This window comes from Bradyrhizobium sp. DOA9 (genome assembly GCF_000617845.2).
In the GTDB taxonomy this organism is placed as follows: Bacteria; Pseudomonadota; Alphaproteobacteria; order Rhizobiales; family Xanthobacteraceae; genus Bradyrhizobium.
The window spans coordinates 3,984,146-4,004,633 of record NZ_DF820425.1; the positions used below are offsets into that span (position 1 = coordinate 3,984,146).

The following is a 20,488-nucleotide window of genomic DNA, read 5'->3' on the forward strand; positions in this document are numbered from 1 at the left end:
ACGGATGAATCTGCTCGACGGCGTCAGGATCCTCAGCTTCAATCATTACCTCGCGGGCCCACTGGCCGCGCAAACGCTCGCCGATCTCGGCGCCGACGTCATCGCGGTCGAGCCGATCGAGGGCGCGTTTCAGCGCAACTGGGCGGTCGCCAACCACTTTGTCGCAGGCGACAGCGTCAATCATCTCGCCACGGGGCGCAACAAGCGCAGCCTCGCCGTCGACCTCAAGCACCCCGACGGCATCGCCGCGGTGAAGAAGCTGGTCGCGACCTCAGATGTCGTGATGGAGAATTTTCGCCCGGGCACCATGGCCAAGCTCGGTCTCGGCTACGGCACGCTGAAGGCGATCAACCCAGGCCTGATCTACGCGGTGGCGACCGGCTTCGGATCGGACGGGCCGTACAAGGATCGCCCGGGGCAAGACCTGCTGCTTCAGGCGATGTCGGGCCTTGCGATGCGGACCGGGCGCGCCGATGGCGAGCCGACGGCGGTGGGTGCGGTGATCGTGGATCAGCACGCCGCCTCACTCTATGCCATGAGCATTCTGGCGGCATTGTTCGCGCGAACGAAGACGGGCAAGGGCCGGCTCGTCGAGGTGAACCTTTATCAGGCCGCGCTCGACCTCCAGGTCGAGCCGCTGACCGCCTGGCTCAACGGCGCGCCATCGCCGACGTCGCGCGGTCCGGCCGGCATCGCGGCCTGGTTCAGCCCCGGTCCCTACGGCATTCACGCCACCGCCGACGGTCACATGGCGATCTCGATGGCGTCGCCCAAGGCGCTCGCGGTCGCGCTCGAGACCGAAGCACTCAAGCAGTTCGGCGATACCGACAGTTTTTCGAAGCGCGAGGAGATCACGCGGATCGTGGCGGCGCGCCTGAAGCAGAAATCGACGGCCGATTGGTTGCCCTCACTCGAAGCCGCGAAGATCTGGCACGCGCCGGTGCAGGACTATCGCGATCTCGTCTCCGACCCCCAGCTCAACCATCTCGGCGTGTTCAAGAGCGCGGAGAGTGCAGGCGGCGCGCCGATCCGCATGGTTGCGCATCCCGCGCGCTACGACGGCCGGACGCCCGAGGTGCGGCTTGTGCCGCAGCGATTGGGTGCACAGACGCGCGAGGTGCTCGGCGAGATCGGGTACGAAGCCGCGGAGATCGACGCGATGGTTGCCGGCAAGTCCGTCGGAGTGGCGCGATGATCGATTTTTCAATCCCCGAGGAGACGCGCCTTTTGGTCGACACCGTCCGCCGCTTCGTCGAGACGGAGGTGCAGCCGCTCGAAGACGTCGTGGAGCAGACGGCCACGGTGCCGGCCGATGCGCTTGCTGTCACCAAGGCCAAGGCACAGAAGCTCGGCCTCTACGCCATGAACATGCCGGCAGATGTCGGCGGCGGCGGGCTAAGTTGCGTCGAGCATTGCCTGGTCGAGGAAGAATTCGGCAGGACCTCCGATGCGCTGATCCGCCGCGTGTTCGGCCAGGTCTATCCGATGCTGATGGCCTGCAAGGGCGATCAGGTCGAGCGCTATCTCAAGCCGACGGTGAAGGGCGACAAGATCTGCGCCATGGCGATCACCGAGCCGGGCGCGGGATCCGACGCCGCATCGATCAGCACGACCGCTCATCTCGACGGCGACGAATGGGTGCTCAACGGCACCAAGCATTTCATCAGCGACGGCGACATCGCCGACTACATCATCCTGATGGCGCTGACCGACAAGGACAAGCGGGCGCGCGGTGGCATCACCCTGTTCCTGGTCGACCGCGACACGCCCGGCTTCAAGGTCGCGCGCACGCAACCGATGATGGGCCATCGCGGCTATGGCCATGCCGAGCTGAGCTTCGAGGATTGCCGCATCCCGAAGGCGGCCGTGCTCGGCGAGGTCGGCGGCGGCTTCAAGCTGATCATGCAGAGCGTGCTCCAGATCCGTCTCGCCCATATCGGCGCGCGCGCCGTCGGCATGGCGCAGCGCGCGCTGGAGATGATGCGCAAGCACGCCGGCGAGCGGCGCCAGTTCGGCCAGCTCATCGGCGAATTCCAGATGGTGCAGAAGCTGATCGCCGATTCCGCCACGGAGATCTTCGGCGTCAAGATGATGGTGATGAACGCCGCCTGGGACATCGACCAAGGCAAGGATGCGCGCGACAAGGTCTCGATGATCAAGGTCGCGGCGTCGGAGATGCAGGGCCGCGTGGTCGACCGCGCCATCCAGGTGTTCGGCGGCATGGGCTTCAGCAAGGACCTGCCGCTGGAGCGGATGTATCGCGACGCCCGCGTCACCCGCATCTATGACGGCACCTCAGAGATTCACCGCATGCTGGTTGCGCGCAGCACCATCAAGAACGGCTTGCAGCTGTAGGAAGCGATCGATGTCTCACGCACCTCTCAAGCCCGGCGCCGCCTTCGCCTTCCGCAAGACCATGACGGTGGCCGAGCAGGCGATGTTCACCGGTATCAGCGGCAATCTCGGCGGCCTCTATGTTGATGCCGTCCGCGCCAGGAAAGCTGGCGCGTCGAACATGGTCGCCTTCGAGCTCGCCGTGGGTGGTCTCGCAACCACCTGCCTCAGCCAGCTCGGCGGGCCGACACGGCGGATCGGCAGCATCGCGCTGAACTTTGCCGCGCCCGTGATCGTCGGCGAGTCCGTCGAAGCCAAAGCCGAGATCGTCTCGGTTGCCGGGGAGGAGGCGGTCTGCCGGGTCACCTGCACGCTGTCGCCCTCGGGCGCGACGGTGGTGGACGGCACCGCAACGCTGGTTCCGTTCACGAAGGCCTGAGCCATGTACGAGCCAAAGGCCTTCGACGATCTCAAGGTGAATGACAGGGTCAGCCTGAGCAAGACCATCACCGAGGCCGATGGCGCGCTCTACATCGCCGCGACCGGCGATTTCGGCCCTGTTCATGTCGACGAGGTCTATGCCGGTGCCACGCGCTTCGGCCGCAGGCTGGCGCCGGGGATCATGGTCGCGGGCCTCTGTACAAGCATCCTCACCTCCGAGCTGGTTGGCACCATCGGCGTGTCGGTGGAGGACCGGTTCTGGTTCACAGGTCCCGTGTTCTACGGCGACACGCTCACCTTCGACGTCTGGATCGCCGAGCAGCACGACGAGACCCGCACCATCATCTGGGAGGCGAGCGCGCGCAACGAGGGCGGCCTCGAAGTGCTGAAGGCGCGCGCGAGCCTGAAATTTCCGCGGCGGAAACCGTCATGAGCAAGGCGATGAAGAAACCTGACTTGCGCGGCGTCACGGTCGCGACCGTGCTGCCCTTCAGGGACGACAGTTCGATCGACTGGGACGGTTATGCCCGCGTGCTGGACTATTGCGCCTGCCCGGATGGAGTCGCGGCGGTGTTCGTCAACGGCCATGCCGGCGAGGGCGGATCGCTCTCGGATGACGAGCGTCAGGCCGTGATCGAGCGGACGCGCCGGCAGATCGGCGCCAAGCCGCTGCTTTCGGGCATCATCGCTCATTCGACGGCGGAAGCGATCCACCAGGCTCAGCTCGCGGAAGCCGCCGGCGCCGATTGCGCCGTGTTGTTCCCGCCCGCGCCGCTCGGCGGCGGTGCCTCGGCGACCTCACGCGCGCCACTGGCTTTCGTGCAGGCGGTCAGCTCGGCGATCAAAATTCCGGTGTCGATCTTCCAGTATCCGCTGGCGTCCGGTTTCGGCTACTCGCCGGAGACTCTGGCGAAGATCGCAGCGCTCGACAGCGTCATCGCCATCAAGGAAGGCAGCGACACCATGCTGGCCTATGACGAGAACCGGCGGGCGGTGAAGCAGGCCGATCCCTCCGTCGCGATCCTGCCGTCGAACTTCAACTGGTTCCTGCCGCAGCTCGCCGTCGGCGGCGACGGCATTCTCTCCGGCCTCGTCAGCCTCGCGCCGCATCTGTTCGCCGAATTGTGGCAGGCCTCGCTTGCCGACGACCTCAAGGCGATGCGCGCCGTCAACGAGCGGCTCTATCCGATCGTTCGTGCCATCTACGGGCCTGCGCCGATCATGGACATGCACACGCGCATGAAGGTCGGGCTGAAGGCGCTCGGTCTGATCCGCAACGCCGATCCGCGGCCGCCGCTGCTGCCGGTTCTGTCGGCGCTGTGCGATGCCATCGCAGCAACGGTCGGCGCGGCGCGCGCGGCCGGCGACATCCGCACTTAGGGTGAGGGGCGAGCCGATGCCGGACGAAGCCTTCATCCATATCGTGCGGGTCGACATCGATCCCGAGCACGAGGCTGCGTTCAACGACTGGTACGAGCAGACGCATTTTCCAGATCTGCTCGCCTGTCCCGGCTGGCTCTCGGCCAAGCGCTTCGTCTCGGTCGGCGACGGGCCGAAATACGCCGCCATGTACGAGGTCGCGGGCAGGTGGGCGTTCGAGACGCCGGAATTTCTGAAGGTGAAGGGCTTTGGCCCGTTCGAATCCCTGGTGAAGAATTTCATGCGCATCCAGCTCAGGCCGATGTCGGGACCGGCTTGAGCAGATCGAAGACGATGCTGCAGGCCGTGTCGCGAGATCCGGCCGGCCGCATCCAATAAACGTCGAGGGGAATCCCGCGCGAGGAACTGCATCGGTCATTGGCGTCTTACTGGAGGTATCCATGGTCTCGACATTGTTTCGCTTGGGTGCGGCTGCCGCACTCGTTCTCGCATCCACGGCGGTGCATGCCGGCTGCACGCCCGCGATCACCGACGACAATCTGATCGCGCCGGGCAAATTGCAGCTCTCCATCAACCCGACCAACCCGCCGCAGCAATTCGTCGACAAGGACGGCCAACTGCAGGGCCTCAACGTCGAGCTCGCCGCCGAGCTCGGCAAGCGGTTGTGTCTTCCCGTCGAACTCGTCCGGATGGATTTTCCGGCGATGATTCCCGCCTTGGGCGCGGCGCGCATCGACGGCGTCAATACCGGCATGTTCTGGACCGAGGAACGCTCGAAGCTGATGTACATGGTGCCCTATGCCATTCAGGCGATCTCGGTGGTGGTCGCACCCGACAGCGGCACAAAAATTGCTACCGAAACTGATCTGATCGGCAAATCATCCGCGGTCGAGGTCAGCAGCTACCAGATGAACTGGCTCAAGAAGCTCAGCGATGCCAGCGTCGCGAAAGGCGGAGCGGCCGTCGAGATGCGGACGTTCCCGACTGCGACCAACGTCGTCGCCGCGCTGCTTGCGGGCCAGGTCGACAATGCGCTGCTGGTCGACAGCGTGGCACGCGATCTCGTCGGCCGTGGTCGCGTGAAGGAAGTCCTGGGCGGACTCGGCACGGCCAGGACCACGCTTGGTTTCCGCAACAAGACGGTTGCCGATACCGTGGTCAAGGCGCTCAACGCGATGCGCGCCGACGGCTTCTATCAGACGCTGTTCGACAAATTCGGCCTGACCGCCATGCCGGCCGATCAGCCGCTCGCGATCGCCGGCCCCGGTCCGGCCTGAAACCCACGGAGACGAGCCGATGAGCCTTTTCAGTCCGACGGCCGCCGTCAGCTACTTCTTCAACTACTTCCTGATGAAGGGAGTGCTCGTCACCATCGGCTTGACGGTGGCGGCGGTCGTCGGTGGATTGATCCTCGGCATGGGCATCGCGTTGTTGCGCATGTCGTCCAATCCGGTGCTGGCAGGTGCCGCGCGCTTCTACATCTGGTTCTTCCGCGGCACGCCGCTGCTGATCCAGCTCGTCGTGATCTACAGCGGATTGCCTCAGCTCGGCATCAAGTTCAGCGTGATCACCTGCGCGCTCGTCGGCCTCATCCTCAACGAAGCGGCCTATCTCGCCGAGATCGTGCGCAGCGGCTTCATGGCGGTGTCGGCGGGCCAGCGCGAGGCGGCCTGGGCGCTCAGCCTGTCGCCCTGGGTCACGTTCCGCCGCGTGACGCTGCCGCAGGCGTTCCGGCTGATGATTCCGCCGCTCGGCAATTCCATCAACTCGCTGTTGAAGGCAACCTCGCTTGCCTCCGTGATCTCGGTCGAAGAGCTGATGCGCCGCAGCGACATGCTGATGCAGGAGCATTTCCAGATCCTCGAAGTCTATGCAGCGGCAACGGCGTATTACCTGATCCTCACCTCGGTCTGGGACGCGGTTCAGCGCCGGCTCGAGAAGCATTTCGGTCGATCGAGTGCCGCGAAAACGAGGCGGGTCGCAGCGAGTGCGCCGGTTGCGCAGGCGAGTGCGGGGGCCCGGGCATGAGCGAGAGATCGATGGTTAGGGCCGAAGGTGCAACAATGCAGCCGCAGCTCCGTGAGGTGCCTGCGGTGCGCATGGAGGCGGTCTACAAGCACTATGGCGACTTCACCGCGTTGAACGAGGTCGATCTCAAGGTTGCCAAGGGCGAGAAGATCGTGGTCTGCGGTCCCTCAGGCTCGGGCAAATCGACGCTCATTCGCTGCATCAACCACATCGAGAAGCACGATGAAGGGCTGATCTACGTCAACGGCGTCGAGCTCGATCATCAGCGCAAGAACATCGATGCGGTCAGGCGGGACACCGGCATGGTGTTCCAGAGCTTCAATCTGTTCCCGCACATGACAGTGCTGGAGAACTGCACCCTGGCGCCGATGACCGCGAACGGCATGAGCGAGGCCGAGGCCAGGGATCTCGCCATGCATTTCCTGACCAAGGTCCGGATTCCGGATCAGGCGGAGAAATTCCCCGGGCAGCTTTCGGGCGGTCAGCAGCAGCGCGTCGCCATCGCACGCGCGCTGTGCATGCGTCCCAAGATCATGCTGTTCGACGAGCCGACCTCCGCGCTCGACCCGGAGATGGTCAAGGAAGTGCTGGAGACCATGAAGAAGCTTGCGGAGGAGGGCATGACCATGTTGTGCGTCACCCACGAGATGGGCTTTGCCCGCGAGGTCGCCGACCGCATCGTGTTCATGAACGAGGGCAGGGTGGTCGAGCAGGCCGCGCCCGAGGAGTTCTTCAAGCATCCGAAGTCGGAACGGGCGCGGACGTTCCTTGACCAGATCATTCACTGATCGACCAGGATGCGGAGATTCAGCGACCGCCTGCGCGGCATCCACGCCGCCACCATCGTGCCGATGACGCCCGATTTCGAGGTCGACGAGGCGCAGCTCGCAAGCCATCTCACCTCGGTGGCGTCTACGCCTGGAATCAATGGCCTCCTCGTCAACGGTCACGCCGGCGAGAACTTCGTGCTGTCGCTGGCCGAGAAGCGGCGCGTGGTGGAGCTGGCGCGCCGGCACGCGCCGAAGGACTGCCTGATCGTCTCCGGGGTCAATCATGAATCGAGCCTGGAGGCGGCGCGCGAGGCGGCCGCGCTGGAGCAGGCCGGCGCGGACGCGCTGCTGGTGTTTCCCCCCAACAGCTGGGCGCTCGGCCACGCCGATGATTGCGTGATCGAGCATCACCGCCGCATCCGCGATGCCACGACAGGACCCTTGATGCTCTACGCTGCGCCCGTCGGCGCGGGAGCCATGGCCTACGCGCCGCCGCTGCTGAGGCGGCTTGTCGCCGATGCCCGCTTCGTCGCGGTGAAGGAGGGCAGCTGGGAGGTTGCGGCCTATGAACAGAATCTCAGGCTGATCCGCGAGCAGCGGCCGGATTTCGTCGTGCTCGGCTCCAGCGACGAGCATCTCCTGACGAGCTACATTGTCGGCTCGGCCGGCAGCCAGGTGAGCCTTGCCTGCGTGGTGCCGGAGCTCGTGGTGGGCCTTTGGAATGCTGCGGAGGCCGGCGATTGGAACCGGGCGCGCGCCGCGCACGACAAGCTCTATCCGCTCGCGGTCGCGATCTACCGCGATCCGCCGGGAGGACGGGCAACAGTGCGGCTCAAGACCTGCCTGAAGCTGCTTGGACGCTTGTCGTGCGACGCGGCGCGGCCGCCGCAGCCGGCGGCGACACGCAGCGAGCTGCAGGCGCTCGAGCGGGCGCTGCGAACTGCCGGCGTGCTTTAAGCCGCGACGAACCGCGCAATCTGCGCCGAGATGCAATTGGCGCGCGCAGGTCGCCGATCTCGCGAGGCGACGAACGCCTGGCTTGATCTGGATCAAGCCTCCGCGGTGGGCCGCCCGCTAGCTGCTCGGCAGCCGTCTGTTGGCCTGGAGGCAATGCGTCTTGAAGACCCTTCGCCAGCTTCTGTCCGCGGAGGACATTGTTCAGCTCGTGATCCGGCTGGGCTTGCTCGGGTTGCTGATCTTCTGGACCTTCCTCGTGATCCGGCCGTTCGTGCCCATCCTGAGCTGGAGCGCCGTGCTGGTCGTGGCGTTTCATCCCGCCTTCGCCTGGCTCGCCCAACGCCTCGGCGGGCGTCCCCGGACGGCCTCAGCCGTTCTCACCCTGATCACGCTGGGGATCGTCATCGGTCCCGCCGCCTGGCTCGGCCTCAGTGCGGTCGAAGGGCTCCGGGACCTTGCCGGCCAGATCGTCAGTGGCGATCTTGCGCTCCAGGCCGCACCTGAGCAGGTCAAGAGCTGGCCGTTGATCGGTCCTCAGCTCCACGCCATCTGGAACGAGGCCTACACCAACATCCGCGCGGCGTTGCGCGAGGTGGCGCCGTACCTGAAACCGCTCGCCGGAATGATGCTGTCGTTTGCCGGTGACACCGGAATTGGAATGCTCCAGTTCCTGCTGTCGGTGCTCGTCGCCGGCTTTCTGCTTCCGCACGGCGCACAGCTCGTCGCCGCGCTCCGCGGCTTCCTGTTGCGCGTCGTGCCCGGCCAGAGCGAGCACTTCCTCGAGCTCGCCGGCGCCACCATTCGCGCCGTCGCGCAGGGCGTCATCGGCGTGGCCATCCTCCAGGCCCTGCTGGCGGGCATCGGCTTCAAGCTCGCGGAGATCCCGAGCGCGGGACTGCTCGCGGTCATCGTGCTCCTGCTGTCCATCGTCCAGCTCGGCGCCGGCCTCGTCCTTCTCCCCGTGCTGATCTGGATATGGATGGACAAGGACGTGACCGTAGCGCTGCTGTTGACGGTCTATCTGGTCGTCGTCGGCCTGCTCGACAACGTGCTGAAGCCGCTCCTGATGGGGCGCGGCCTGACGACGCCGACGCTCGTCATCCTGATCGGGGTCATTGGCGGGACGCTCGCACATGGTATCATCGGCCTGTTCATCGGGCCGATCATCCTGTCGGTGGCCTGGGAGCTTGCGACCGCATGGATGGGGATCGACCGCGCGGCGTCGGCGCCGGTGGATCAGGCGACGGTCGTCGCAAAGGAAACCATCGAGGCACGGTTGACCCAGGTCGAAACGAGGTTGGGTTCGCACCGATGATGCTCCAGTTTCTTGTCGGCACGTTCGTCAGCGTGATCAATATCGGAATCCACGCGCTCGTGACGGTGGTGGCCGTGACCATTGCCCGCAGGGCCGTTCCGCGCCGTACCAGGCGGCCGAGACTGCACCTCATGAGCGTCATGATCGCGATCGCCGTCGTATTGAAGATCGCCCACATGCTCGAAGTTCTGGTGTGGGCGGCGGCCTATCACGTCATCCAGGCCGCTGCCGCCGACGCGGACATGCTCTACTTCGCGTTCGTCAACTACGCTACGCTCGGCTACGGCGACATCACGCCGGTGCGCGAATGGCGGTTGATCGGCCCGCTCACTGCCATGAATGGTGCTCTTCTGTTCGGCTGGTCCGCCGCCATTCTGTTCGAAGTCCTGCTCAAGACGCTCGAGCATCTCGGGCTCACGGAAAAGCCCGGCGCGGACCTGCCACGCGCTTGAGGCCGTCGCCGCGCGAGCAGGTGGATCGTGACCCGGCCTTTCGCCGATTCAGGGCTGCAGATCGAGGCTTGCGAGCTGTTGCCGGTCGAGCAGCACGATCTGGCGTTGGGTGTTGCCGAGGAAGCCGATCACGCCGAGCTCATGCAGCCGCGACAAGGCGCGCGAGACGGTCTCCAGCGTCAGGCCGAGATAGTCGGCGATATCGCGTCGCGACATCGGAAGCGCCATGACGCCGGCAGCCGTCAGGCGCTTGTCCATCTCGAGCAGGAACGCGGCGACCCTCTCCAGGGAGGTCTTGCGGCCGAGCAACAGCATGTGGTCTTCCGCATGCTGGAGGTTGCTCGTGGTCATGCTGAGCAGGTTTCTCGCCACCATGGCATCGCTCTCGGCCACGTTCTCGAGACTTTGCCGCTTGATCAGCCGTACCGTGGTGTCGACAATGGCTTCCGTCGTGAACCGATGCTCGCCGCCGTTCTCGAGCCCGAAGATGTCGCCGACGAGGTGAAATGCGCCGATCTGCCTGCGGCCGTCCGACAGCAGCTTGTAGCTACGCACCGCGCCGGACTTGACCTGGTAGACATACTCGGCCGGCTCTTTCTCGCCGTAGATCTCGGAGCCTTTTCGGTAGGAAAATTCGCTTAAATTGACCAGAGCATTTGAATGACTTGCCATGCCGAGGTCGCGGAGAGTATTGGGACGCAGCGTGGAATCCGTCGTGATGCGAACGAACATAGGCCAACTCCTCAGCTTTTCCGCCGAATTGGTCTGTCAGAGGAAATACTTTGCCGGAAATGCGGCCGCGCTATCCCACTCCCGCCGAAGTTGATTTTCGGCCAAGGAAGTATTCTTATCCATTGTCCCAAGGTTCATTGTACCAAGGGACAGCACGGGTGATCGCTGCGCTGGATGAGAAGCCCTTGCTACGGGTAGGATGCAATATATTGCGATGCAGTTATTTCGATCTTCGAACGGTGAAGATCGTTTTGCAGAGTGAGAACGACGCCGAGCGTCCTGATTGATTTTAGCGAGAGGTAGAGTTGCCTGGCCTGGTTCACGTTGTTGACGACGACGAATCCTTCCGGACCGCGATCGAGCGCCGGCTGAAGCTCGCGGGATACGAGGTCGCAAGCTATGCGTCCGCGCTGGAGCTGCTGGACTCGCTGTCGGACGGCGAGCCGGCCGGTTGTATCCTGCTCGACGTCCGGATCCCCGGCCTGAGCGGTCCGGACCTGCAGGCCCGGCTGGTCGCGTCCGGTTCGATGTTGCCCATCATCTTCTTGACCGGTCATGCCGACACGCCAACGACCGTACGGGCGATCAAGGCCGGTGCGGAAGACTTCCTGACCAAACCGGTGTCGTCGGAGCATCTGCTCGATGCCATCGAACGGGCGCTGGCCAGTCAGCGGACGGCGCGGGCCCAGGCCAGCAGGCTCGATTTGCTTCGTCGTCATCTGGCCGCGCTGACACAGCGCGAGCGGCAGGTGTTTGATCTCATCGTGCGCGGCCGGATCAACAAGCAGATCGCGCACGAGCTGGGGACCACCGAGCGCACGGTGAAGGCGCACCGCCATCAAGTGATGGAGAAGATGCAGGTTCGCTCGCTGGCGGAGCTCGTCTCGATCGCAGAGCGTCTCGGCATGCTCGATCCGGATGCCCGCTGACGGCTTCGGGACGGCGTGGGTTCCCTCGATGTGCCTGTCCCAAAGGACAATGCCCGGCGTGTTGACAGTGCGCGACAAGCCGTGTGCAATAACGCAGATACGACCGCGTCGAGATGCGGCTGTCGTTTCCAATATCACGCCGTCCTCTTTCGGAAAGGCACGTCGCCTTGCCCCTGCGCGAGTCCGTTTTTGTCGTCGATGACGACCCGTCCATGCGTACCAGCATGGACAGGCTTCTGCGAGGACACGGCTTCGCCACCACCCTGTTCGAGACTGGTAGCGCCTTGCTGGACCATGACAGGTTCCACACCGCGATCTGCATCATCCTCGACATCGATCTCGGTGCAAAGTCCGGCATCGAGGTGCGGCGAAACCTGGCCGAGAAGGGCATCGCGGCGCCGGTGATCTACGTCACCGGCAATGACAGCCCGGCAAACCGCGCCGCGGCGATCGCCTCGGGCTGCATCGCCTATCTCACCAAGCCGTTTGCGGCGCAGTCCTTGATCGAGTCCGTCGAGCGCGCCCGCGTCCTGTAGCTCCACGCCGGCCGTCATTCGTCGACATATTGCTCGAGCGTCCTGGCCGGCGCCCCCTTGTGGGCGGAAGCGAATTGCGCGAGCGGAATCGAGGTCGTCAGGGCCAGAAGATTGGAGTCGACGAGCTCGAGCAGAAGCGTCTGACCGTTTTCCATCTCCTCGACGATCGTTGGCGCCACGACGTCGGCCGCGATGCAGAGATTGGTGAGACACCAGGTATAGGGAATGCGGAACGCGGCGCCATGGTCGACCGCCAGTTTCGGTGACTGTTGCAGGTACATCCCGACCGGGACGAAAAGCTGCAGGCGCGCTGCGGGCGCGTCCTCCCGCTCGATCAGATCGACGCGCACGGCCGTCTGCCCGGTCGCGAATCGGCCGGTGATCGAGGTCCGGCAGAGGGTGGGCGCGCCGCCGGCCTTGAAGCACAGTTTTTGCCAGCTGTCATAACTGATGTCGTTCGCTTCGCGCTGTCCGCGTGTTGTGACCTCGGGGGGCTTTTCGGATTGCGCCGCCTTGGGCGAAGCGACAGCCGAGATCGTGGCGGCCACGACTGTTGCCACCATCAGCAGGCCAGACAGGCAATCAAGAGCACGGGCCATGGCTGCACCTCCGAGATCCGTACTTTAGTTCTGGGCATCGAGAAACTTGGCGACCAACGGCGACCAGAGCGGAACTGCGTCCGGCGAACCGATGAAGAAATGTCCCTCGTCACCGAACGGCGGCATCAGGTGATATTCGGCCCGGCCGCCGGCGGCGATGAAGGCAGCGTGCATGCGCTTTGACAGCTCGGGACCGAAAAACGTGTCGTTCCCGATGTAGATCCACAACATCGGCACGCGCGATGTGCGGCCGAAATCGGCGGTGGCCTCGACCAGGCGGTCGGGCGCGCAATTGTTGTTCGGCTTGCCGTCGACGCGTCCACCGCGGCCCCCGGCAAAGACGATGATGGCTTTCACCTGTGGCGGGTTCACGCTCGACAGGGCGATCGAGGCCCAACCGCCGGCGGACTGGCCGACCACGATTACATCCTTGGGGATGATCCGCTTCTCGGCCGCCAGGTAGTCGATGATCCAGAGATCGACCTGGGCGACCGCGAGGCCGGCATCACGGAAGTTCGGATTGGTGCATTTGCCGACCTTCGAGAAGAACGGCCCATAGAGCGCCCGCTCGGGGATATCGATGGCTGCTGCGCCATACCCGCTGCCGACCGGCGCCACGACGAGATAGCCGCGCCTTGCGAACCATTTGGCGGCATCACGAAATTCCACCAGAGGAAAGAAGCTGCGATTGGTCGGGTTGAGCGAGACACCATGGTTCATGATCGCCAGCGGAAACGGACCTTCGCCGACCGGGCGCACCAGATAGGCGAACATCGGCAGCGGCAGCGGCAGCGCCCAGATTTCCTCCTGAATGCGGATCTCGTCCGCGGCGTGCGTGGGGGATGCGGCCAGGAAAAGGGCCAGGAAACTGATCGCGAGAGAATGGAGCCATGCGGGTCCGCGTCGCATCCGCTCCTCCCTCAACCCGAATAGGTTGCGGCCACGACGATCGGGCCGAGCACCGTGAGGACGACATTGCCGACCGCGTAGGGGACGGCGACGCCGAGCACCGGCGTCTGGCTCTCGGCAACGTCGCAGGCGCCGGTGACGGCGGCATCGACCGTCATGGCCCCGGCGAGCGCACCGCAGGTCACGACCGGGTTCATGCGCAGCAGGTAATAGGCGACCAGCGTTCCGACCGTCATTGGAACCAGCGTGACCACGATGCCCATGCCGACCAGCAACAAGCCGTGGGCCTGGATCGCCGACCAGGCGGCAAGCCCGTTGCCCAGACCGATCGCCGCGATGAAGCCGCCGAGCCCGATGTCGCTCAGGGTCTGCTGCGCCGCCGGCGGCATTGCGCCGACGCCGGGCCTGCGCGAGCGCAACCAGCCGCAGACGAGCCCGGCGATCAACGCGCCGCCGCCGCCACCCAGCGTCAATGCGACGGTGCCGACCTTGAAGCTGGCAAGGCCCGCCAGGAGGCCTACGGAGATGCCCGCGGCGAGGAAGGCGATGTCGGTGCGATCGCTGGTATTGAGGGCGTATCCCACCTGCGCCGTTGCCCGCGCGATATTGCTTGTGCTGCCGACCAGCGTCATGACGTCGCCGAGATAGACCCGCGTGTCGGGACCGAGCGGCACTTCCCGTCCCATGCGCGTCAGCGCACGCAGGAATACGCCGCGCGCATCGGCACCGAGCCGGTCGACGATCTCGCGAAGTGAGCGGCCGTGCAACTGCCGGTTCTCGACGAGCACCTCGATCACGTTGCCCGGCAGGTTGCGCAGCAGCTCTCCCGCGTCGATCTCGGCCCCGAGGATCGGCTTGGCCGCGACGATCGCGGCGGTCGGACCGGCAATGACGATGTCGTCGCCGGCCTCGAGCACGGTGTCCTGCTGCGGCTTGATGTCGGCCCCGCCGCGCACGATCCGCTCCACGACCGTGCGGCTGCCGATCTCCGCCTCGATCGCACCGATGGTGCGACCTGCGGCGGCCGACACGCGATAGGCGCGAGCCTGGAATTTGCGATAGGACAGATTTTCCGTCTTCGGCGGCGCACCGCCCGCGAGCTCGACTTCGAGCTTCTTGGCCTCCGCCTTCAGGTCGATCCGCATCAGCCGTGGCGCCACGAACGGCACGAACAGCAGCGTCAGGATGTAGCCAAGCACGTAGGTCACAGCATAGCCGGCCGCGATGTTGGCTTCCTGCTGCTTCAGCGCTTCGGCTGGCAGACCGAGCTGCGCCAGCGCGCCGGATGCGGTGCCGATCACCGACGATTGCGTCAGCGCTCCGGCGGCCAGTCCCGCCGCCGTCCCCGTGTCCAACGTGAAGACGCGGGCGAAGATGAGCACCAGGATGAGCCCCGTGGCTCCGATCACCAGCGCGAGCGCGACCTGTGCCAGGGTCCGAACGCTCAGCGAGGCGAAAAATTCCGGTCCCGAACGATAGCCGATCGTGAACACAAACAGGCTGAACAGGATCGCCCTGAGGATCGGCGGGAACGTGAAGCTCCCGAGCTGCCCGATCAACACCGCGACGATCAGGATGCAGGCAGTGGTTCCGATCGAGAAGCCCCGGATCCTGATGCGTCCGAGGATGGTGCCGATCGCGATCGCGAGCAGCAGGAATATTTCCGGTGCGGTGGCGATGATCCACCTGACGGTTTCCATGGCATTCCCCCGGCGCTTTGGCGTGATTTGATTGGCGATGGCGGGATGTTGCTTGATCCAGATCAAGCCTTCGCGGCGACGTGGCGGCGCCATGACGCGATGGAATGTTTGCGACAGCGCATATTGCCGACATGAGTACCTTGGACGTCGCAACCGGAGCGATCCGCCGCGATGAGACGGTGGGGATCGTCTTGCTGCTCGCCTTCGCAGGCGGCTATATCGACGCCTATACCTGGATCATCCACGGCGTGTTGGCGAACGCCCAGACCGCCAATTTGATCTTCCTTTGGGTTCATGCGACCGCCGGAAACTGGACGGAGGCGTTGCACTTCGTGCCGCCGATCGTGGCTTTCGCCTTTGGCATCGTGATCGCGGCATGGCTGCGCCGTGTTGCCGGTGAGCGTGCCAAGGTGATCAGCACCCTGGTCGAGATCATCCTCCTGATCGCGGTCGGCATCCTGCATAATCGTCTGCCGGATGCCGCGGGCACGCTGGGTATTTCCTTCGTTGCGGCAATGCAGGCCGCGACGTTCACCAGGGTCGAGGGCACCGCTTGCAGCACGGTGATGATCACCGGAAATATGCGCCAGGCGATCGAGGCGATGTTCGCAGTTGCGTCCGGGGGCGCTCCGGCCGGAACGCTGCGCTGGTCGGGCATCTTTTTCGCGTTATGTGCCGTGTTCGGCTTCGGTGCCGCGGCCGGCGCTCTCGCCACCAAGAGCATTCCCGATCTCGCATTGGGCCTGCCCGTAGTCGCGCTGTTGATCGTGCTGCTGCGCTGCGAAGCGTCCCGTTCGGAGGACGGGCGATGAACCGGCCATCCGCTCCGACCTGGACCCGCTTCTTTCCACCAGCCGAATGGCTCGCGGCCTACCGACGCGAATGGCTGCCGTCCGACGCGATCGCCGGCATCACGCTTGCCGCCTACGCCATCCCGGTCTCGCTCGCCTATGCCGCACTGGCCGGCCTGCCGCCGCAGATCGGCGTCTACGGCTACATGCTCGGAGGCATCGGCTATGCCTTGTTTGGGGCGTCGCGCCAGCTCGCAATCGGCCCGACCTCGGCAATCTCCCTGATGATCGCCGGGACCGTCGGCGCCCTCGCCGGAGGCGATGCGGTCCGCTATGCGCAGATCGCAAGCCTGACGGCCTTCGCGGTGGCCGTGCTGTGCTTCATCGCCTGGCTGTTCAAGCTGAGCGTGCTGGTCCGCCTCGTCAGCGACAGCATCCTGGTCGGCTTCAAGGCGGGGGCCGGGCTCACCATCATCATGAGCCAGCTGCCGAGCCTGCTCGGCATCGCCGGCGGCGGGCACAATTTTTTCGATCGCGCGATCAAGTTGTCCGGGCAGCTCGGCGGCATCGATCTGCTGGTGCTCGGCATCGGCGCGGTCGCGCTCGTGCTGCTTCTGCTCGGCGAACGGCTTTTGCCGGGAAAACCCGTCGGCATCTCCGTCGTGGCACTCGCGATCGCCCTGGCAACGCTCCTGGGCTTGCCAGCCCTCGGTGTGCCCGTCACCGGGAAGATACCGGAAGGGCTGCCGGCGCTGGCGATCCCGACCTTTGGCCTTCTGGCGTTCGATGATCTGTTTCCGCTCGCTGCAGGTTGCGTGCTGCTGGCCTATATCGAGGGCGTATCGGCGGCGCGGAGCTTCGCCGCCAAGCACGGCTATCCGCTCGATGTCCGCCAGGAGTTCCTGGGACTGGGCGCGGCGAACCTCGCCGCCGCGTTCGGCCATGGCTACCCCGTCGCGGGCGGCCTGTCGCAATCGGCGGTGAACGACAATGCCGGCGCGCGGACGCCGCTGGCGCTGGTGATCTGCTCGGTGGCGCTCGGGCTGTGCCTGCTGTTCTTCACGGGGCTGCTGACCAACCTGCCCAAGGCGGTGCTCGCGGCGATCGTCATCGCCGCCGTCTACAGGCTGGTCGACCTTCGGGCGCTGCTGCGGATGTGGCAGGTCAGCCGGATCGATTTCTACGCGGCGGCGATTGCCCTGATCTCCGTTCTGCTGCTCGGCATCCTCCAGGGCGTTCTGCTGGCGGCGATCGCCTCGATCCTGCTGTTGCTGGCGCGGGCCTCGCAGCCGAATGTCGCGTTCCTCGGCCGCTTGCCCGGCAGCGGCCGTTATTCGGATAGCGCAAGACATGAGGGCGTCGAGCCGCTGGTCGGGATCATCGCCTTCCGGCCCGAAGCGTCGCTGCTCTACATCAATGCCGAGACGATCCTGCAAACCGTCCTGGGTGAGCTCGGGAGGTCGCCCGGCGTCCGGCTGGTGGCCTGCGACCTCTCGGCGTCGCCCTATATCGATCTGGCCGGCGCACGCATGTTGCATGATCTCTACGACGAGCTTGCGTCACGCAAGGTGACCTTCTGCATCGTCGGCGCTCATGCGCAGCTCCGCGACCTCCTGCGCGCCGAGGGGCTCGCAGACAAGACCGACAGCGGCCAGTGGCTGCGGTCGCTCGATAGCCTGCTCGGCGATGATCAGGCGAGCGCCGCACAACGAACGGCTTGATGTTGTCGTGTTGCGGTGCGAACGGCGCTGCATCGACTCGCAGAATGCACGCGACCGTTGACTTGGATCAATGGAGCGACCCGCGCCGCACCCACGATCCCGCATCACCTTCGGCAAGAGATCGGGAGAGAGAGATGTCCAAGGACGCCCAGCCCGCAAAGAAGCGTATCGACCAGTTCTTCTCCGGCCCCGGTGCACGGGCAGACGACTGGCGCGACCTCGTGGAAGCAGCAAAGACCTGGGCGCGCGTCGGCAATCGCGCGGCCTTCGACGCGGCGCTGGCCGATCTCTCCGTCACCGAAGAATTTCACGGCTATCCCGGTCCGCACCTCATGGCGGCGTTGCGTGAAGCTGCGGCCGCCGGCGACGGTGCGTCATCGTTCGCCCTTGCGACGCGAATTGCCCAGGCGCTGGCGACGCGATCCTTCCGTCAGCATGCCGGCGACTGGAACGCCAAGGACGACGGCAATGGTGACGCGCCGGAGCTGGTGCCGCCGGCCTTTGGTGCCCACAGCGCGCGCAGGCCATATTTCGAGACCCTGATCGTCACCGGCGTATCATCGAGCCAATGGCCGGCGCTGGCCGCTGAATGGCGCAAGCTGCGGCGCCCGGTCGACGCCTTCGTCTATGAACCCGTCATCGTCGGCAGCCTGGAGGACGCCTTCTGCGCGACCATGCTCAATCCGAACCTCGGAGCCGTCATCATCAACGAGGGCTTCGGCCTGCGTTCGCGCCACGATGCGCCGGTGTTGCGCTCGATCATGGCCACGGCCGGTCTCAGCGACGAAACCGACGCCTCGGCGCTGCGGCTCGCCCAGATCATCAAGCGCGTCAGGCCCGAGCTCGACCTTTACATGATCTCGAACCGGGACGTGGAGGAGCTCGCGGGCAATCCCGAGGCGGACGTGGTCCGCCGCATCTTCTATTCCGTCGAGGAGCTCCTGGAGCTGCATCTGTCGATCCTCGAAGGCATCCAGGATCGCTACGACACGCCGTTCTTCGACAATCTCAAGAAATACGCCCAGCGCCCGATCGGCACCTTCCACGCGCTGCCGATCGCGCGCGGCAAGTCGATCTTCAAGTCCGACTGGATCCGGGACATGGGTGAGTTCTACGGCCCGAACCTGTTCCTGGCCGAGAGCAGCGCCACCACCGGCGGTCTCGACAGCATGCTGGAGCCGACCGGCAACATCAAGAAGGCGCAGGAGAAAGCGGCGAGGGCGCTCGGCGCCGACCGCGTCTTCTTCGTCACCAATGGCACCTCGACGTCCAACAAGATGGCGGTGCAGGCGCTGCTCGCGCCCGGCGACATCGCGATCGTCGACCGCAACTGCCACAAGTCGCATCACTACGGCATGGTGCTGGCAGGCGCGCAGCCGCTCTACGTCGAGGCCTTCCCGATGACGGAATATTCGATGTACGGCGCGGTGCCGCTGAAGACCATCAAGCAGGCGCTGCTGGGCGCCAAGGCCGACGGCCGGCTCGACCGCGTCAAGATGGTCGACCTGACCAACTGCACCTTCGACGGCCATATCTACAACACAAGGCGGGTGATGGAGGAATGCCTCGCCATCAAGCCCGATCTGATCTTCCTTTGGGACGAAGCTTGGTTCGGCTTTGCGCGATTCTCGCCGTTCCTGCGCCGCCGCACCGGACTTGGCGCCGCCAACGAGATCGAGGCATGGATGCGCGATCCCAGGTCGGTCGCGATCTATGAGAAGCAGCAGGCCGAGCTCGGCAAGAACCCCTCCGACGAGGTGCTGCTCAAGACCCGGCTGATTCCGGACCCCAGACAGATCCGGCTGCGCGTCTACCAGACCAACTCGACCCACAAGTCGATGTCGGCGATCCGCCAGGGCTCGATGCTCTCGGTCAAGGACGTCGAATTCCACACCGTCGAGCAGCAGTTCAAGGAGGCGGTGTTCACCCATGCCTCGACCAGTCCGAACCAGCAGCTGATCGCCAGCCTCGACGTCTCGCGGCGGCAGATGGAGCTGGAGGGCTATGGCCTCGTCGCCAATGCCATCGAGATCGCGTTCGCGATCCGCCAGGCGGTCAACAACAATCCGCTGATATCGAAATACTTCCGCATTCTCGGTGCCGACGCCATGGTGCCGGTGCAGTACCGTCAGAGCGGCTTCACCGACTTCCTCGCCCCGGGCGTCAACTGGGCGAACACGCTGAAGAGCCTGAATGAGGACGAGTTCTGCCTCGACCCGACCCGCATGACGCTGGTGTGCGGCATGGCCGGCTACGACGGCACGCAGTTCAAGGGCATTCTCGCCAACGAGTACAACATCCAGGTCAACAAGACCTCGCGCAACTCGGTCCTGGTCCAGTCCAACATCAACAACACCCGCAGCGACGTCGCGCATCTCGTCCGCGTGCTCGCCGAGATCGCGGGCGAGATCGACCGCGGCCTTGCCCAGGGCGGTGCCAATGCGCGGAAGACGTTCGAGGCACGGGTGACGAGCCTGATGAAGGACGTGCCCGACCTGCCGAACTTCTCGCATTTCCACCCGAGCTTCCGCGGCGATGCCGGCACCAAGACCAATGAAGGCGACATCCGCAGCGGCTTCTACGCGGCCTATGACGTTGCCGGCTGTGAGCACATCCGCCTCAACGATGCCGAGATCGACCGGCGGCTGAAGGCAGGTCCCGAGCTCGTCTCGGCCAACTTCGTGATCCCGTATCCGCCGGGCTTCCCGATCATGGTGCCCGGCCAGGTCATCACCCAGGAGACCATCGACTTCATGCGCAAGCTCGATGTGAAGGAGATCCACGGCTACGACGCCAAGGAAGGCTTGAAGCTCGTGCGGACGGAAGCCTTGGCCAAGCTCGGCCGACCAAAGCCGGGCGCGCAGGCAAAGCTCAAGGCCGCGTCATAGGTCTGG

At 65.1% G+C, this 20,488-nt stretch carries 21 protein-coding genes; 17 read left to right on the plus strand and 4 right to left on the minus strand.

Features of this window, described 5'->3' with window-relative positions; all coding sequences use genetic code 11:
- Positions 1-4 precede the first annotated feature (4 nt).
- The 12 genes from BDOA9_RS18470 to BDOA9_RS18525 all read left to right on the plus strand — a co-directional run bounded on the left by BDOA9_RS18470 (position 5) and on the right by BDOA9_RS18525 (position 9,677).
- On the plus strand, positions 5-1,195 hold the full coding sequence (locus tag BDOA9_RS18470) for a CaiB/BaiF CoA transferase family protein (protein ID WP_025035446.1): 1,191 nt from the start codon (positions 5-7) through the stop codon (positions 1,193-1,195).
- Positions 1,192-2,355, plus strand: coding sequence for an acyl-CoA dehydrogenase family protein (locus BDOA9_RS18475; protein ID WP_042336214.1), 1,164 nt, complete (start codon positions 1,192-1,194; stop codon positions 2,353-2,355). Before BDOA9_RS18470 ends, BDOA9_RS18475 begins: the two co-directional genes overlap by 4 nt.
- Positions 2,356-2,365: 10 nt before the next feature.
- On the plus strand, positions 2,366-2,773 hold the full coding sequence (locus BDOA9_RS18480) for a MaoC/PaaZ C-terminal domain-containing protein (RefSeq protein ID WP_025035448.1): 408 nt from the start codon (positions 2,366-2,368) through the stop codon (positions 2,771-2,773).
- A 3-nt stretch (positions 2,774-2,776) separates the two neighbouring features.
- Positions 2,777-3,208, plus strand: coding sequence for a MaoC/PaaZ C-terminal domain-containing protein (locus BDOA9_RS18485; protein ID WP_025035449.1), 432 nt, complete (start codon positions 2,777-2,779; stop codon positions 3,206-3,208).
- Positions 3,205-4,155 (plus strand): dihydrodipicolinate synthase family protein, encoded by a 951-nt coding sequence (locus BDOA9_RS18490; protein ID WP_025035450.1) that lies wholly within the window; start codon positions 3,205-3,207, stop codon positions 4,153-4,155. The genes BDOA9_RS18485 and BDOA9_RS18490 overlap by 4 nt, the downstream gene beginning before the upstream one ends.
- Before the next feature lie 16 nt (positions 4,156-4,171).
- Entirely contained in the window at positions 4,172-4,474 is a 303-nt protein-coding gene (locus BDOA9_RS18495; RefSeq protein ID WP_042336215.1) for a DUF4286 family protein, read from the plus strand.
- 121 nt (positions 4,475-4,595) lie between these two features.
- Positions 4,596-5,432, plus strand: a complete 837-nt coding sequence (locus BDOA9_RS18500) for an ABC transporter substrate-binding protein (protein WP_025035452.1) — start codon at positions 4,596-4,598, stop codon at positions 5,430-5,432.
- 19 nt (positions 5,433-5,451) lie between these two features.
- The gene (locus tag BDOA9_RS18505; RefSeq protein WP_025035453.1) at positions 5,452-6,183 is read left to right on the plus strand and encodes an amino acid ABC transporter permease; all 732 of its coding nucleotides are present in this window, start codon (positions 5,452-5,454) and stop codon (positions 6,181-6,183) included.
- Positions 6,180-6,971 (plus strand): amino acid ABC transporter ATP-binding protein, encoded by a 792-nt coding sequence (locus tag BDOA9_RS18510; RefSeq protein WP_025035454.1) that lies wholly within the window; start codon positions 6,180-6,182, stop codon positions 6,969-6,971. Before BDOA9_RS18505 ends, BDOA9_RS18510 begins: the two co-directional genes overlap by 4 nt.
- Positions 6,972-6,980: 9 nt before the next feature.
- Positions 6,981-7,910 (plus strand): dihydrodipicolinate synthase family protein, encoded by a 930-nt coding sequence (locus BDOA9_RS18515; protein ID WP_025035455.1) that lies wholly within the window; start codon positions 6,981-6,983, stop codon positions 7,908-7,910.
- Positions 7,911-8,070: 160 nt separating this feature from the next.
- Entirely contained in the window at positions 8,071-9,225 is a 1,155-nt protein-coding gene (locus BDOA9_RS18520) for an AI-2E family transporter (RefSeq protein WP_025035456.1), read from the plus strand.
- Positions 9,222-9,677, plus strand: a complete 456-nt coding sequence (locus BDOA9_RS18525; RefSeq protein WP_025035457.1) for a potassium channel family protein — start codon at positions 9,222-9,224, stop codon at positions 9,675-9,677. The genes BDOA9_RS18520 and BDOA9_RS18525 overlap by 4 nt, the downstream gene beginning before the upstream one ends.
- A 48-nt stretch (positions 9,678-9,725) precedes the next feature.
- On the opposite strand, the gene BDOA9_RS18530 is transcribed toward BDOA9_RS18525, so the two are convergent.
- A complete protein-coding gene (locus BDOA9_RS18530) occupies positions 9,726-10,409 on the minus strand; it encodes a helix-turn-helix domain-containing protein (protein ID WP_025035458.1) in 684 nt (227 codons plus the stop codon).
- A 305-nt stretch (positions 10,410-10,714) separates the two neighbouring features.
- On the opposite strand from BDOA9_RS18530, the gene BDOA9_RS18535 reads away from it, so the two are divergent.
- Entirely contained in the window at positions 10,715-11,338 is a 624-nt protein-coding gene (locus tag BDOA9_RS18535) for a response regulator transcription factor (RefSeq protein ID WP_025035459.1), read from the plus strand.
- 212 nt (positions 11,339-11,550) lie between these two features.
- The gene (locus tag BDOA9_RS18540) at positions 11,551-11,874 is read left to right on the plus strand and encodes a response regulator (protein ID WP_244521490.1); all 324 of its coding nucleotides are present in this window, start codon (positions 11,551-11,553) and stop codon (positions 11,872-11,874) included.
- 14 nt (positions 11,875-11,888) lie between these two features.
- On the opposite strand, the gene BDOA9_RS18545 is transcribed toward BDOA9_RS18540, so the two are convergent.
- From BDOA9_RS18545 to BDOA9_RS18555, 3 genes are read right to left on the minus strand one after another with little or no spacing between them, the layout of a single operon-like run.
- Positions 11,889-12,473, minus strand: coding sequence for an invasion associated locus B family protein (locus BDOA9_RS18545; protein ID WP_025035461.1), 585 nt, complete (start codon positions 12,471-12,473; stop codon positions 11,889-11,891).
- A 24-nt stretch (positions 12,474-12,497) separates the two neighbouring features.
- Positions 12,498-13,382: an alpha/beta hydrolase family protein gene (locus tag BDOA9_RS18550; protein WP_025035462.1), complete on the minus strand. Its 885-nt coding sequence runs from the start codon at positions 13,380-13,382 to the stop codon at positions 12,498-12,500.
- Positions 13,383-13,393: 11 nt separating this feature from the next.
- The gene (locus tag BDOA9_RS18555) at positions 13,394-15,082 is read right to left on the minus strand and encodes an aspartate:alanine exchanger family transporter (RefSeq protein WP_025035463.1); all 1,689 of its coding nucleotides are present in this window, start codon (positions 15,080-15,082) and stop codon (positions 13,394-13,396) included.
- 131 nt (positions 15,083-15,213) lie between these two features.
- Here BDOA9_RS18555 and BDOA9_RS18560 point away from each other — a divergent pair, with 131 nt between their 5' ends.
- The 3 genes from BDOA9_RS18560 (at position 15,214) to BDOA9_RS18570 (ending at position 20,482) form a co-directional block, all read left to right on the plus strand.
- The gene (locus BDOA9_RS18560; RefSeq protein ID WP_025035464.1) at positions 15,214-15,894 is read left to right on the plus strand and encodes a YoaK family protein; all 681 of its coding nucleotides are present in this window, start codon (positions 15,214-15,216) and stop codon (positions 15,892-15,894) included.
- A complete protein-coding gene (locus tag BDOA9_RS18565) occupies positions 15,891-17,594 on the plus strand; it encodes a SulP family inorganic anion transporter (protein ID WP_025035465.1) in 1,704 nt (567 codons plus the stop codon). Before BDOA9_RS18560 ends, BDOA9_RS18565 begins: the two co-directional genes overlap by 4 nt.
- 134 nt (positions 17,595-17,728) lie before the next feature.
- Positions 17,729-20,482, plus strand: a complete 2,754-nt coding sequence (locus BDOA9_RS18570; protein ID WP_025035466.1) for a decarboxylase — start codon at positions 17,729-17,731, stop codon at positions 20,480-20,482.
- Positions 20,483-20,488 lie beyond the last annotated feature (6 nt).